General features: G+C 35.7%; 16 protein-coding genes and 1 pseudogene. 9 read left to right on the forward strand and 8 right to left on the reverse strand.

The annotated features are described in order from the left end of the window. Nucleotides 1-354: Gfo/Idh/MocA family oxidoreductase (locus tag N3D17_03170; GenBank protein ID MCX8082387.1), on the reverse strand; the 354-nt coding region annotated here is incomplete at its 3' end. 86 nt (nucleotides 355-440) lie between these two features. Here N3D17_03170 and N3D17_03175 point away from each other — a divergent pair. Genes N3D17_03175 through N3D17_03215 form a run of 9 tightly spaced genes read left to right on the forward strand, consistent with a single transcriptional unit; the run spans nucleotide 441 to nucleotide 7,780 of the window. Next, on the forward strand, nucleotides 441-659 hold the full coding sequence (locus N3D17_03175) for a hypothetical protein (GenBank protein ID MCX8082388.1): 219 nt from the start codon (nucleotides 441-443) through the stop codon (nucleotides 657-659). An 18-nt stretch (nucleotides 660-677) separates the two neighbouring features. Next, entirely contained in the window at nucleotides 678-1,784 is a 1,107-nt protein-coding gene (locus N3D17_03180) for an undecaprenyl/decaprenyl-phosphate alpha-N-acetylglucosaminyl 1-phosphate transferase (GenBank protein MCX8082389.1), read from the forward strand. Next, nucleotides 1,762-2,856 (forward strand): alanine racemase, encoded by a 1,095-nt coding sequence (gene alr / locus N3D17_03185; protein MCX8082390.1) that lies wholly within the window; start codon nucleotides 1,762-1,764, stop codon nucleotides 2,854-2,856. Before N3D17_03180 ends, alr begins: the two co-directional genes overlap by 23 nt. A gap of 15 nt (nucleotides 2,857-2,871) precedes the next feature. Then, nucleotides 2,872-3,669: a polyprenyl synthetase family protein gene (locus N3D17_03190; GenBank protein MCX8082391.1), complete on the forward strand. Its 798-nt coding sequence runs from the start codon at nucleotides 2,872-2,874 to the stop codon at nucleotides 3,667-3,669. Between the two features lie 58 nt (nucleotides 3,670-3,727). Next, nucleotides 3,728-4,483 carry an ABC transporter ATP-binding protein gene (locus N3D17_03195; GenBank protein ID MCX8082392.1) on the forward strand — a complete coding sequence of 252 codons (756 nt, stop codon included), beginning with the start codon at nucleotides 3,728-3,730 and terminating at the stop codon, nucleotides 4,481-4,483. 14 nt (nucleotides 4,484-4,497) lie between these two features. Next, nucleotides 4,498-5,262, forward strand: a complete 765-nt coding sequence (locus N3D17_03200; protein ID MCX8082393.1) for an ABC transporter permease — start codon at nucleotides 4,498-4,500, stop codon at nucleotides 5,260-5,262. Further along, entirely contained in the window at nucleotides 5,259-6,242 is a 984-nt protein-coding gene (locus N3D17_03205) for a hypothetical protein (GenBank protein MCX8082394.1), read from the forward strand. The genes N3D17_03200 and N3D17_03205 overlap by 4 nt, the downstream gene beginning before the upstream one ends. Nucleotides 6,243-6,252: 10 nt before the next feature. Next, complete coding sequence (gene gmk / locus N3D17_03210) at nucleotides 6,253-6,828, forward strand: guanylate kinase (protein ID MCX8082395.1); 576 nt, start codon at nucleotides 6,253-6,255, stop codon at nucleotides 6,826-6,828. Next, a complete protein-coding gene (locus N3D17_03215) occupies nucleotides 6,821-7,780 on the forward strand; it encodes a Gfo/Idh/MocA family oxidoreductase (GenBank protein ID MCX8082396.1) in 960 nt (319 codons plus the stop codon). The genes gmk and N3D17_03215 overlap by 8 nt, the downstream gene beginning before the upstream one ends. A gap of 49 nt (nucleotides 7,781-7,829) precedes the next feature. Here N3D17_03215 and N3D17_03220 read toward each other — a convergent pair whose 3' ends face one another. From N3D17_03220 to N3D17_03250, 7 genes and pseudogenes are all read right to left on the reverse strand, one after another. Then, nucleotides 7,830-8,978 (reverse strand): hypothetical protein, encoded by a 1,149-nt coding sequence (locus N3D17_03220; GenBank protein MCX8082397.1) that lies wholly within the window; start codon nucleotides 8,976-8,978, stop codon nucleotides 7,830-7,832. 32 nt (nucleotides 8,979-9,010) lie between these two features. Then, the gene (locus tag N3D17_03225) at nucleotides 9,011-10,153 is read right to left on the reverse strand and encodes a GNAT family N-acetyltransferase (GenBank protein MCX8082398.1); all 1,143 of its coding nucleotides are present in this window, start codon (nucleotides 10,151-10,153) and stop codon (nucleotides 9,011-9,013) included. A gap of 52 nt (nucleotides 10,154-10,205) precedes the next feature. Continuing rightward, nucleotides 10,206-10,955 carry an undecaprenyl-diphosphate phosphatase gene (locus tag N3D17_03230; protein MCX8082399.1) on the reverse strand — a complete coding sequence of 250 codons (750 nt, stop codon included), beginning with the start codon at nucleotides 10,953-10,955 and terminating at the stop codon, nucleotides 10,206-10,208. Nucleotides 10,956-10,966: 11 nt separating this feature from the next. After that, complete coding sequence (locus N3D17_03235; GenBank protein MCX8082400.1) at nucleotides 10,967-11,695, reverse strand: prepilin-type N-terminal cleavage/methylation domain-containing protein; 729 nt, start codon at nucleotides 11,693-11,695, stop codon at nucleotides 10,967-10,969. A 15-nt stretch (nucleotides 11,696-11,710) separates the two neighbouring features. Beyond that, nucleotides 11,711-12,376 carry a DUF1559 domain-containing protein gene (locus N3D17_03240; protein MCX8082401.1) on the reverse strand — a complete coding sequence of 222 codons (666 nt, stop codon included), beginning with the start codon at nucleotides 12,374-12,376 and terminating at the stop codon, nucleotides 11,711-11,713. Further along, a pseudogene (locus N3D17_03245) lies at nucleotides 12,350-12,457 on the reverse strand (prepilin-type N-terminal cleavage/methylation domain-containing protein). Before N3D17_03245 ends, N3D17_03240 begins: the two are co-directional and overlap by 27 nt. Nucleotides 12,458-12,476: 19 nt before the next feature. Continuing rightward, nucleotides 12,477-13,784: a type II secretion system F family protein gene (locus tag N3D17_03250; GenBank protein MCX8082402.1), complete on the reverse strand. Its 1,308-nt coding sequence runs from the start codon at nucleotides 13,782-13,784 to the stop codon at nucleotides 12,477-12,479. Between the last annotated feature and the right edge of the window lie 9 nt (nucleotides 13,785-13,793).

Raw genomic sequence — 13,793 nt, forward strand, 5'->3', positions numbered from 1 at the left:
AAAGACCTTCTTACTCTTTTTTGCTGCCTTTATCATTTTATCTGCATCAGAAACAGTAACTGCTATCGGTTTCTCTGAAAGTACATGTAACCCATTCTTGAAGGCATATATCGCTATCTCAGGATGAATCCAGTGTGGTGTAGCAATAATAATGGCATCAGCAAGTCCACTCTTTATTGCTTTCTTATAATCTGTAAAAAATGGGACTTCAAATTCTTTCCCTTTTACCTCAGCTACCTCTTCTTCTATATCACATACAAAGGCAAGTTCTACCTCTTCTAATTCCTTTATACTTTTACAATGTCCTGTTCCCATACCTCCAACACCAATAACTCCAATTCTTACTTGTCCCATCCGTCTCTTCCTCCTTTATTTTTTGATTTTACTTATGTAAAATTTTAAGATAATATAATACATAAGAAAACAAAAATCAAGGAAAGATGAATAATAATATTGACTTTAATTCTGACGACTGGAAAGAAAAAATAAAAGGAAAAAGCCCGGAAGAGATAGCACAGATAGTAGGGAACTACTATGAAGAAAAGTATGGAAGAGAAAAATTCTGGACACCGAGAATGATAGGGTTGACTGTCTTTATTCTTATAATGCTTTTACTCTTCATACTGTTCTATCATCTCCTGGCAAATATTGCAAAATAGAAGATTAATCTATTTTTTTTGACTAATACGATGTGGCCATATGTATATATCATAGTTTTTTTAACAGGTGCTCTTTTGTCATTTTTTTTAACACCATTGGCAGAAATAATTGCACGGCATTTTAATATAATATCTATTCCTTCAGAGAGAAGTGTCCATAAAATTCCCATGCCTCTGTTAGGAGGACTTGGTATTTATTTTTCAATTCTTATCACCATCTTAACAGGAATAACTGCTATCAGGTCCGGTTTTTTTACTTCCTATTTATCAGAATACATAGCAGGGATTCAAAGTGTACAGGGGAAATTACTGGCAATCCTCTTCGGTGGAGGAATAGTCGTTGCCTTTGGTATAGTGGACGATGTAAAAACATTAAAAGCGAAGCAGAAATTATTTCTTCAGATATGTGCCTCTATAATCATCTTTGCTGCAGGCATTCGTTTATCTCTAACCAATACTATTCCATCTTTTTTTCTAACCATCTTCTGGCTTATTCTTATGATGAATACTTTTAACCTTATGGATAATATGGATGGTTTGAGTGGAGGTGTTGCTTTTATAAGCGGTTTAATCCTTTTTGTATTTGCAGTAAGGATGGGACAGTTATTTGTTGCAACTATACTGGCTGTTTTTTTAGGAAGTATTGCCGGGTTTTTAAAACATAACTTCCCACCTGCAAAAATTTTTATGGGTGAATGTGGAAGTGCATTTTTAGGATATTTCCTCGGAACTGCTTCTATCCTTCTAACATTTTATAAATACCAAGAACATCAAACATTTCTACCCATATTTGCTCCTTTAGTTGTATTTTCTATTTTATTCTTTGATACACTCTCTGTTATATGGATAAGAAGAAAAAGAGGCATTCCTGTATTTCAGGCAGATAGAAACCACCTTTCTCATCGTCTCGTTGACTTAGGTATGACAAATAAACAGGCAGTTTTATTTATATACCTTTTGACACTCTGTACAGGAATGGGTGCACTCTTACTCGGCAGTTTAAATATATTTGGCGGGCTTATGGTTCTATTTCAGGTATTTATCATTCTCTCTATTGTAGGGATACTTGAACTAACAGGAAGGACCAAAGAAAGGAATAGCGATGGAAAAAAGGGCATGGATTGAGATTGATATACAGAAAATAATAAGAAATATTGAAATAATAAAAGGATATACAGGGAAAAAGTTTATGGCATGTGTTAAAGGAAACTGCTACGGGATGGGAATGTGCAAAATTTCAAAAGCGATAGAAGATTATGTTGAAATGTTTGGTGTGGCAACAACATCAGAAGCAGTAGAGTTAAGAGAATCTGGAATAAAAAAACCTGTGCTTGTTATGGGACCTGTAATACCCGGTGATGTTGAAACACTTATCACAAACAATATCCATATTACACTCTTCAGTGATGAGGTGCTTAGAACAATAGAGAAAGCAATAAAAAAGAGAGAGAGAACAGCAAGAGTACATATTAAAGTAGATACCGGATTAGGCAGGATAGGCGTTAAACCAGAAAATACACCAGAGTTTTTAGAAAAAGTGGCATCTATAAAAGGTATAACCATTGAAGGTATATTCTCACATTTTGCAACAGCCAGCTGGAAGGATAAGACATATGCAAAAATACAGTTGAAGAGATTTACGGATACATTAAAAAATATAGAAAAGTTTCACATCCCCTTAAAACATATAGCAAACTCACCTGCTATACTTAACCTGCCTGAGGCATACAGAAATTTTGATATGGTAAGAATTGGTCTTTTACTTTTCGGTGTCTATACTGAAAGACACCTGCATAAGAAATTATCCTTTGAACGGGCGTTGAAAGGATTCTGCAGAGTACTTTATACAAAACAGGTGCCTAAAGATACTTTTTTAAGTTATGGCCTCACTTATAAAACTAAAAGGAGAAGTCAGATAGCCACTACAGGTATCGGATATGCAGATGGACTAAAAAGAGGGCTTTCTAACAAATTTTATTTTTTATGGAAAGACCAGAAGGTAAAAATTGTTGGGAATATCTGTATGGACCAGACACTCGTTGATACAACAGGCAAAAATATCAGAATAGGAGATACACTACAGGTATTTGGAGATAACCTTGAGATTGAAGAGATGGCAGAAAAGTTAAATACAGTGCCACAGGAGATTCTCTGTGGATTTGGAAGTGAAAGGATGGAAAAGATATATAAAGTATGAATTGAAAATATAACTATGAGCAAAAAATTAGATTGTACAATTGAATTAAAAAGATACAGAGAAACAATAGAAAAATACTTAGATATAACTTTACCACCAGCAAACACAGAGCCAAAATTGCTTCACAGGGCAATGAGGTACAGTGTATTTTCAGGCGGAAAAAGATTAAGACCTCTTCTTGTACTGGTTGTTGGCGGGATGTTAAAGATAGAAAAAGAAAAACTATTACCTGTTGCATGTGGTATTGAATTAATACATAACTTTTCCCTCATACATGATGACCTGCCTGCGATGGATAATGATGACTTCAGAAGGGGGAAAAAAACCTGCCACAAAAAATTTAGTGAGGCAGTTGCCATACTTGCAGGAGATGCACTTTTAACACTCGGTTTAAAACTTGTTGGAGAAACAGGTAATGTTCCTTTGATAAAAGCAACCGCTGATGCTATTGGCTCAGAGGGGATGGCAGGAGGACAGGTATTTGACATTATGTATAAGAACAAAAAAATATCAGGGACTTTAAAGAAAAATATTGATATTATGAAAACAGGAAAATTATTCCAGCTATGTTTTTCAGCACCACTTTTCTTCAAAAGGTTTGATAAAAAGATTCAAACGAAAATGTTGAATATCAGCAGTAATTTTGGGCTTGCCTTCCAGATAAGGGACGACATGGAAGATGGAGAGGGCAATGTAGAAGTATTAAAACGTAGTTTATCATTACTGTACAAGGAAATGAAAAATGATATTGCTTTCTTCGGGGAGAAAGGAGCACTTTTATCATATATAGTGGAAAACCTTTACAAGTTTTGACATCCATTAAAAGATTTAGTAGAATAGGACTATATATAAATTAAGTCAGGAGGGCTAAATGGCAATTATAGAAACCAGAGAATTAACCAAAGTATATAGATTGAGTAAAAATAAAGAAGTAATTGCATTAAACAAAGCAACAATGAGTATTGAAGAAGGAGAAATCTTTGGGATTCTTGGTCCAAATGGTTCTGGTAAAACCACCTGTCTTAAACTTCTCTTAGGTATTGCATTCCCTACTGAAGGAGAGATAAGTATAATGGGAGAAAACCAATACTCTGTAACAGCAAAAAAGAATATCGGCTTTTTACCTGAAAATCCTTATTATTATGATTATCTTACAGGTCCAGAAATACTGAAGTTCTATGGTAAACTTTTTGATATTCCTGTGTCCACTATATCAAGCAGAACCGAAGAACTTCTACAACTGGTGGGTTTATATGACGCAAGAAATCTATCTCTAAGGCATTATTCTAAAGGTATGCTTGAAAGGATAGGACTTGCAGCAAGTTTAATAAATGACCCTAAAATCCTTATTCTGGATGAACCGACCACAGGACTTGACCCCATCGGTTGTAAAGAAACGAGAGACCTGTTGATAAAATTGAATAAAGCGGGTAAAACCATTTTACTTTCAAGCCATTTTCTATCAGAGGTAGAAAGGGTATGTACAAGAATAGCCATCTTCCACAGAGGTTATCTTTTAACATCAGGAACACTTAATGGATTAATGAAAGAATATCAGGCAGAAAACCTTGAAGAACTATTTGTCAAAACCATTGAAAAGTTTGATATAGAAAAAAAAGAAGGATAAAAAGGGAGAAAAAAATGAAGAAGGTATGGACTATAGCACTTAATACTTTTCACGAGTCATTAAGGAAAAAAACATTTTACATCCTGCTTGTAGTTGCACTCGTAGTTATAGGTGCTTCCAGATTCTTTTCCTTTCTTGCAGCAGAAGATGAAATTAAGATGATAAAAGATGTAAGTTTTTCTACTATTGAATTTTTTGGTGCTCTTATTGCTATATTTACAGCACTCGTCGCTGTCTCAGGAGAGATAGAAAAACGGACCATTTATACCCTCCTTTCCAAACCTATCACGAGAAGTAATTTTGTAGTCGGAAAATTGATAGGACAGTCACTGATTATACTCTTAAATGTTATCCTTATGAGTATCTTTTTCATTATATTATTGCTGATTAAAAAAAGTCCACCAGATATAGAAACATTTAAAACTGTATTTCTCATCTTTATTGAACTTGTACTTATTGGCTCAATTACACTCACAGTAGCAACATTTGCAACAGATGCATTCAATATCATCTTTTCCTTCTTCCTTTATATTGTTGGGCATCTTATATCTTATGGTAAATCTCTTCTTGAAAGAGTGGAAAACATTGTTCTAAAAGGCCTCGGTGAGATGTTATATACCGTCATTCCAAATTATGAAAATTTTAATATCAAAGACAAAGTAGTTGTAGGAGTACCTGTATCCTGGCAGTATGTAGGACAAACCTTTCTTTACGGAATTATATACATAGCAATTGTGGTATTAATAGGCATCTATTTCTTTAATAAGAGGGAAGTATGAACAGGAAACTTAATAGAGTATTTCTTTTAATCGCTATCTTACTTTACATTCCGTTAGGACTTCTACAGGTAAAAATTAACTATAGAAGAACTATAGAGAATCTTGAAAGTAGAATGCTTCTTATGCCAGGTCAGATGGCTGGAAGTTTAGTTTTAAGTGGGTTTAGAGGAATTGCAGCTGACCTTTTGTGGTTAAATATAGAGGACTACTGGCATAAAGGACAACACTATAAAATGTTGCCTCTATTTGATGCGGTAAGCTGGTTGCAACCAGAATATGTAACTGTATGGGCAGTAGGTGGATGGCATATGGCATACAACATCTTTGCTGATATAGCAAATGATTCGGAAGCAACTTATAAAAAATTCAAAGAAATGGTTGAAGGATTTAATAGTGCAGAAAAAAGAGAGATACAACGAGTTATTGATATTGTTGACGGTGCCCGGAAAATGAAAGAAGACCTCTCTGCATATTATAATAAATGGCTTAAAGAGAAGGAAATACCTGAAGGAAAAGCACAGATTACAAGATATATGGAAGAACTGAAAAAATTTGAAGGAAATAAAAAATACCAAAACGTAATAGAAACTGCTAAAGTAATTGTCTCTATTCCATTAGAACAGATAAAATGGTATGAAAATGGTATAAAATTTCTTAAAAAAGGTGTTTCTTACAATCCTGAAAAATATGATGTATACTTTGAACTTGGCTGGACATACTACCACAAAGGACAGGACTACCCCAATGCTGTTAAATATCTTGAGAAAGCAGTGAAATTTCCACATCCTGCTTATGTGGACAATGTTCTCGCACACTCATATGAACTTAACGGACAGGTTGATAAGGCATTAGAACAATGGGAGAAACAACTTAAGTCAGGTAATTTTACAAGTATAGCAGAAAGGGCAATTAGATGTATTAAACAGGAAGGTGCTTTTAATCCTAAAAGAAGAAAGATGTTAGGAATAGATAAAGATTAGGTCATATCCAATGTCTAATCGGGGGAAAATCTTTGTTATTTCAGCACCATCAGGCACAGGCAAAACAACTATTGCAAAGAAACTTAAAGAGCAGTTAAAGAATATAGAAGTAATAATTACCTGTACCACGAGAAAACCGCGGGCAGGGGAAAAAGATGGAAAGGACTACCGTTTTATAAGTCCTGAAATGTTTAAAAAAATGATTGAAAAAGGTGATTTTGCAGAATGGGCTATGGTTTATGGTAATTATTATGGAACTCCTAAAAACGATATTACATCTGCTATTATTAAAGGAAAGCAAGCACTCTTAATCATTGACACACAGGGAGGTAGAAGTATAAAGAAATTATTTCCAGAAGCAGTACTTATAGGAGTTCTTCCCCCATCTTTAAAAGAACAGGAAAGAAGAATGAGAGAAAGAAGAGGATTAAAAGAGGAAGAAATACAGCAAAGATTAGAAGCAGCGAAAGAAGAGAGAAAAGTACTTCTATCTATGTATGATTACCGATTCATAAACAAAGACCTTGAAAACACTATCAACAAAATAAAAAAGGTAATAGAAAAGGAGGAGTATATAAATGGATAAAGTAAAGGTGGCTTTTATAGGTGCTGGGGGAATGGCAAACGCTGTTCATTACCCTTCACTTGCAGAGATTGAGATAGCAAAAATTGTTGGTATATCTGACCTTATAGAAGAAAAAATGCGACAAACAGCAGAAAAATATAAGATTGAAAAGACATTTACTAATTATAAAGAGCTTATAGAAAAAACATCTCCTGATGCAGTATATATAATAATGCCTCCGCACCATCTCTTTGATATAGCGGCCTACTGTCTTTCACTGGGCCTGCATATATTTGTAGAGAAACCCCCTGGTATAACAAAAGAACAGACAAGACAGCTGGCTAATCTTGCTGAGAAAAAAGGAGCTTTGACGATGACCGGATTCCAGAGAAGATTCTCCCCTGTTATTAAAGCAGCAAAAAAAAGAATAGATGAAAGAGGTGGAATTCTTCACTGTCAGGCAAATTTTTTCAAAAATTATATAGACAAACCACCTTATTATAATGGGGCTATTGATATACTTTCGTGCGATGCTATACACTCAGTTGATATATTAAGATGGATGGCTGGTGAACCCAGAAAGATATCCAGTATTGTAAGAAGTATTGATGCCTCATATGATAATTGTTTCTATGCAATGATTGATTTTGAAAGTGGTGCATCTGGATTTCTATCTGCAAACTGGGTATCCGGTAAAAGGATATATAATGTGGAGATGCATGGAAAAGGAATATGTGCATTTGCAGACCCTGAAGAAAGTGCTGTGGTTTATAAAGATGGTTCAAACGAAGGAGAAATAATTAAAGCAAAAGAAATAGCAGGAAGTGACCAGTTGTTCAAATTTGCCGGATTCTACGATGAAAACAGACATTTTATAGAGTGTATTAGAGACAAAAAATTGCCACAGACACATTTCGGCGATAGTGTTAAAACAATGGAACTGGTGGACAGAATCTACCATAGTATAATGTAGTAAATGCGCATTGTAAGATGTGTTTAAGCTCGGTTGTGTGGCTTATAGATTACAAAAGAGGATATTTCCCGAACTCAACACCTGTCTTGAGAAACTCTATATAATTTTTTTCCATCTGATTAGAGATAGGACTTGACTCAGGGATTCCTGAAGGAATAAGGATAAATCTTCCTTTTCTGCCTCCCTGAATAATCGCTTCCTTTGTCATAGCAACAATCTCTGATGTCTCCCTGAACTCAAGTTCTTCTGCCATAAGCCCGCCCATAAGAACAACATCATCTCCTGTTATCTTTCTTATCTTTAATATATAGTTAGGTGTATCTGATGTATTTATAACTGGTTCAAGTATATCTATACCTAACTTAAGTACCAGAGGAAGGAGTTTTTCAATATCGCCATGCCAGTGATAGCATATATAGTTTTTATTTCCTCTTTTCAGTATATCTATCAGTTCTCTATCATATCTCAGAACAAGTTCGCTAAAAACCTTCTTTATATCAGGAAAATACTCTGGGGGAAGATGAGGAGGCACAGCATATTCAGCTCCCCTTATTCTTATAACAGTATTGGCAACACTGGTAGAAATAAATCTATAAAGGTTGATCAACCGTTTCTGCATCTCATCAAGTAATCTGTATATGAGTTTAGGTGTAGAGAGTATGAACTGAGGCATATCTCCTGGTGCGAAAAGTTCATATATAACAGCCAGAGGGTCTGGGAGGGCAATCACTCCTATCCCTCTATCTCCAAGTTCACTGTTTATTTGGAAAAATTCTGTAAGGTCTGGTTTAAACGGTGTATAGGGGAGTTCAAGAAATTTTAATATATCTCTTTCACTTTCAATCCATGGTTTTTGAATCCATAGATGCATACTTGTCATTGATGTCCTGGCTGTCCGACTTAAAAGCCCTCTACGTGTCTCTACAGAAATTTTTACTGTCTTTGAAAGCGGAGTATCCTGAGATTCTTCTACTTTTGTCTCAATGCTCCCCGGTGCTGAAAAGAAAAACCCTGTTTTCGGTCGCCACAGATGAAATGTATCCTGGTATTCTTTCGCTGCAGAAAGCAGTTTCTCAAAACTTTTATGCTGTACCCAGAAACTATCCTTTTCAAAAGGGTCTATTTTGTAAAGAGAAACTGGAACCCTGTCAGGCATCATACCTCTTATTACTGCTATAATCCTTTCTCTACTTGTCATATATATTTTTCTACACCTCCTTATATCTTTTATTATATCAAATCAAGATATGGAAGATATATGCTCATCGGTAAAAACTGTCTTAATATCCCTATAACTTTTTTATCTGTTTTTTCAGGAACCCAGAAAAAAGTCCCGAATAAAAGACGAACCATCTCTATTTCTGTAAGAGATATTTCATTTTCACCTCTACCATTTTCTATTTTAAGGATACCATCTTTCTTACTTATAATTACAGATTCTCTATCTTTAATAGTTAACGTTATTTCTTTATCATCAGGGAATAAAAAGTCATCTCTTTTTGAAAGGCCTTCAAGTGTCTTTTTCAGATTGATAATTTTTAACATCATCCCTGACCTTATATCCCAGGAAGAGGCAAAGGATATGAAATCTGAAGGAATCTCTGTAAAATCAGGGAAACAAATCTTAAAACCTGTAAACCCGAACCTTTCTACAAGGTGCTGGAGAATGCCTGCAATAAGTTCTGGCTTTCCTCCAAATTCTACAATACTTTTCATTCCAGAATCCATTACCTCTATTGCAGATACCACAACAAAAGCAAAATCCATACCCTTTACTGTATAATACACATTGATACCCTGTTTCCTATAAACCTCTTCAAATTCTCTGACAGTCCTTATTTTTCTATAATTACTTCTTTCAATAAGCCCCATTATCTTATGGAGAATTTTCTTATCAGTATTATCATATCTCAATGCAGGAAATGCCTTAACCCCATATTTTTTCAATCCCCTTGAGAATATCTCCAGTTCAATTACCTTACCTGCATTCTCATATCCGAAGTTATTGTATCTGTGTCTATCACCACCTAATACAGAAAGAGGGAATCCTTCCTGTTTCATCTTTTCAAATGTATGCTGGAGTAACAAACTCATATATCCCTTCCCTCTGTGAGAGTAAAGTGTTGAGACAGACCCTATACCTGCAAGGTCTATTTCAACACCGTTCTGAATGGTTTTCAGAGGAAATATCCTGACAAGAGATACAATCTTCCCTTTTTCTCTTATAACAAATATATTCTTAAAATCAGTTGTATGTTTCTTCCATACATAAGGATAAGCAGCAGGGAAATAATTAAAACTGTGTCCATACACATCCTCTAAAAATCTCTGGATATATTCATACTCAGAAGATAATGCATTCTCAATCTTCATTACAATAATCCTCCCTTTCAGAAAAGTGTTAATGTATATTCAAGTATATCATTTATAAGATAAATAAGACAATAGCCACTACCAGTGTATAAAACCCAAACATATATATTTTATCCTTAGATACAATTCTTTTTAAGAACCATAGAGAAACAAACCCTACAAAAAAGGAAGTGAAAAATCCTGCTATAAGTATCTGCAGAGGTATTCTTTCAAACTCCTTTATTTCTAATACTACTGCCCCTAAAATTGCAGGTATAGCAAGAAGAAAAGAAAACCTGAACGCTTCTCCTTCTTCCACTCCGGTTATCTTTGCTGCAGAAATTGTTGCACCTGAACGGGAAATACCAGGTAAAAGTGCAACACTCTGCATAAACCCAATAAATAATGCCCTTTTGATATCTATCTTTTGTTGAACTCTCTTCCTTGCAGAAAGAAAAAGTAAAAAAGAAGTAAAAAGATATGTATAGGGTAGATATTCTTTTGTTATTCCTTCAATATATTGTCTTAAAAGAAATCCTATAATACCTGTAATAACAGTCGCATAAGAGATATAAAGGATTAGTTTGAAATTGTATGAATCAAAATCTCTTTTTAATATTACATTCAACAATTCCCTGATATCTTTCTGGAAAAATATAATAATTACAAACAAAGAAGAAATATGCAGAAATATATCAAAAGAGATATTGCCTTTAAGTCCATATATATTATGAAATATTGCTAAATGTCCTGAACTGCTGATGGGTAACCACTCTGCTATCCCCTGAATAAGTCCAAGGAAGAATGCATCTTTGATGTTCATTAGATGGGTAATTACCTGAACTGATAAATTATATCATCACAGTTTTGTGTATCTGGAGAACCATCTCCATCACCATCACCTGCAAGTATTGCTCCTGCTGCTGTTTCTACTTTTCCATTAGGACCTGCGGAATAAATAATCATCGTTTTGGAAGTAGAATTATATGCAATAAGATATGTTCTTCCCCAGGGGTCTAATGGAGTGCCATAAGGAACGACACTTAAATTCCATCCAGTTACACCTGTGCCTAAAGAGGGGGTATAACCGTTATCTGGCTTATATGTGAATTTTGTCTGGAATACCTGGTATGGACCTGCCCACTTATTTCCTGAAGTTATCTCTGATTCGGAAGATGTTGTATCCTCTGTCCCATTATAGAAAACAAATGTATAACTTCCATCTGAAGGAGGATTTCCTGTGGGAGTATATGGTAAAGTTCCTCTCCCGTATGGATATCCAGTATGAGTACTATTTGCAAGGGTTGAATCTGCTAAATCACACAACCTTACATAAAAACCGCTCTCTAACCTTGCCATAGTAATAACACTTGCAAGTCCTGCCATCTCTGCTTCTGCCTTATCTATAAGTGCCTTGGCTCGCCCTTTTCTTATAGCAGGCATTAGAAGTCCTGCAAGAACCGCTATAATAACCATAACCACAAGCAATTCTATCAATGTGAAACCAACCTCTGTATGCTGTCTCTGAAATCCAGATAATCCATTTAAAATTTTTTTACACATTTTCCCTCCAATTTTTTACTCACTCCATTCTGTTACTTCATCACTATCATTGATAACGATGGAATATCCATTAGGTCTTGCTGCTACATTTCCCATATGTGGAGTTCCATCATCCTTATCTATTGAGAAGTCAATGTTCTGTATATTCACCCAGTTTACACTACCATCAAGATATAAAACATTCATTCCTGCATTATGGTTGCCTGTCAAAGGATTGGTATCAGAAGGAAGATTTTTATAGATAGATATATCTCCGGTAAAATAAATTCCTCTGTCACTTATCAGTGGCACTGGTCTTGATGACTTATTGCCCGCTGTGAGCCCGAAGACAAAAGAGTAAGATGCATACCACTGGTTTCTATAATCACTCCATCTACTCCCTCCTGTTGGGTTTCCATTACTATCGAGAGTCAAAGTACCTGTTATAGAACCATCTGGTTTAGGAAGTCCCCTCACTACAGAACTTGGACACCAGAAGACCTGATTGGAGTTGATATAATAAGGATAGATGGTCTTTGTTCCACCATAAAGGGCATACTCTCTGTCGGGGAACCTTTCAAAAAAATTATCAGCATACATCTCATAAGCCATAGCAAACTGTCTTAAGTTATTCATACAGGTAGTTCTTCTTGCCCTCTCTCTCGCCTGAGAAAGTGAAGGTAAAAGCAGTGCTGCCAGGATACCTATTATTGCTATTACTACGAGAAGCTCTATCAGTGTAAACCCTTTCTCTATCCTTCGCTCATAAATTTTTTTATCCATTTTCTATCTCCTTTTACTGTTATCCACCACCTCCTCCAGACAGTCCCATCGCAAGTTTAATTAGTGGTAAAAACAAAGAAATAACAATAAAACCAACTACACCACCCATACCTACAAGTAATATCGGCTCAAGCATAGATGTCATAGCAGCAACTGCTGCATCTACCTCTGCTTCATATGCCTCTGCGATTTTTTCAAGCATAGCATCCATAGCACCTGTTTCCTCTCCAACAGCCACCATATTTGTTACCATTGCAGGGAAAACCTTTGACCTGAGCATTGGACCTGCAATCCCTTCTCCTTCTCTTACCCTGTTCCTTATTTCATTTATACCTTTTGCAATCACGTCATTTCCTGTTGTATCCCTGACTATCTGAAGTGCCTGCAGTATAGGGACACCACTGGTAATTAGTGTGGCAAATGTTCGTGCAAACCTTGCCACTATTGTTTTAGAAATAACTGGACCGAAGACAGGTATACGTAGTTTCATCGTATCAATATAATACTTTGTAAATTTAACCCTGTTAAGTACCTTAAAAAGAATTACCATAGCAACTACAAAAATAATAATTAAATAAAACCTCTGAGTAAAAAGTTTTGAAATTTTCATTAAAAGGACTGTAGGTGCAGGAAGTTCTCCTGCTTCCATATCTTCAAATATCTGTATGAATGTTGGTACTATTTTCAACATTAAGAATGTAAGTATACCAGATGCAACTACCACTATGACCATTGGATATGCCATAGCAGACTTGATTTTTGCTCTCAGTTTTGCCTCTTTTTCCATAAACTCAGCCAGTCGGTTCAAAACCGCTTCCAGTGCTCCTCCTGCCTCCCCTGCCCTTACCATTGCAACATATATCTTGGGGAAACTCCTCGGGTGTTTTGAAAGTGCTTCTGAAAACAGAGCCCCGCTTTCTATATCTTCCGCCACTTTAGAAAGGATTGCATTGGGTGCACCTTTTCTCTGTTCTCTTAAAACCCTTAAAGCCCTGAGAAGTGGAAGTCCTGAACCAATAAGTGTTGCTAACTGCCTTGTAATTATCATCAGTTCTTTTGGCTTTATTTTCTGTGGACCGAGAGAAATACCTGCTGATGCACCTTTCCCCTTTGCTGATTTTTTTGCACTTGAAGGTTTTGCAGTAGTTGTCTGTCTGCCTGTATCTTTTTTCCCTGTAGCAACACTCCCCTTTACAGGAGAGATACTTGTAATAAAATAACCCATCCCTTTAAGTTTCGCTACCGCTTCCTGAACCTGTGATGCCTCTATTGTCCCAGTTACCGGTTGTCCACCGGGCTCCATTCCACTATATTGAAACTGTGGCATATAAATCCC

The sequence above is a fragment of the bacterium genome, from assembly GCA_026414725.1.
In the GTDB taxonomy this organism is placed as follows: domain Bacteria; phylum Ratteibacteria; class UBA8468; order B48-G9; family JAFGKM01; genus JAAYXZ01.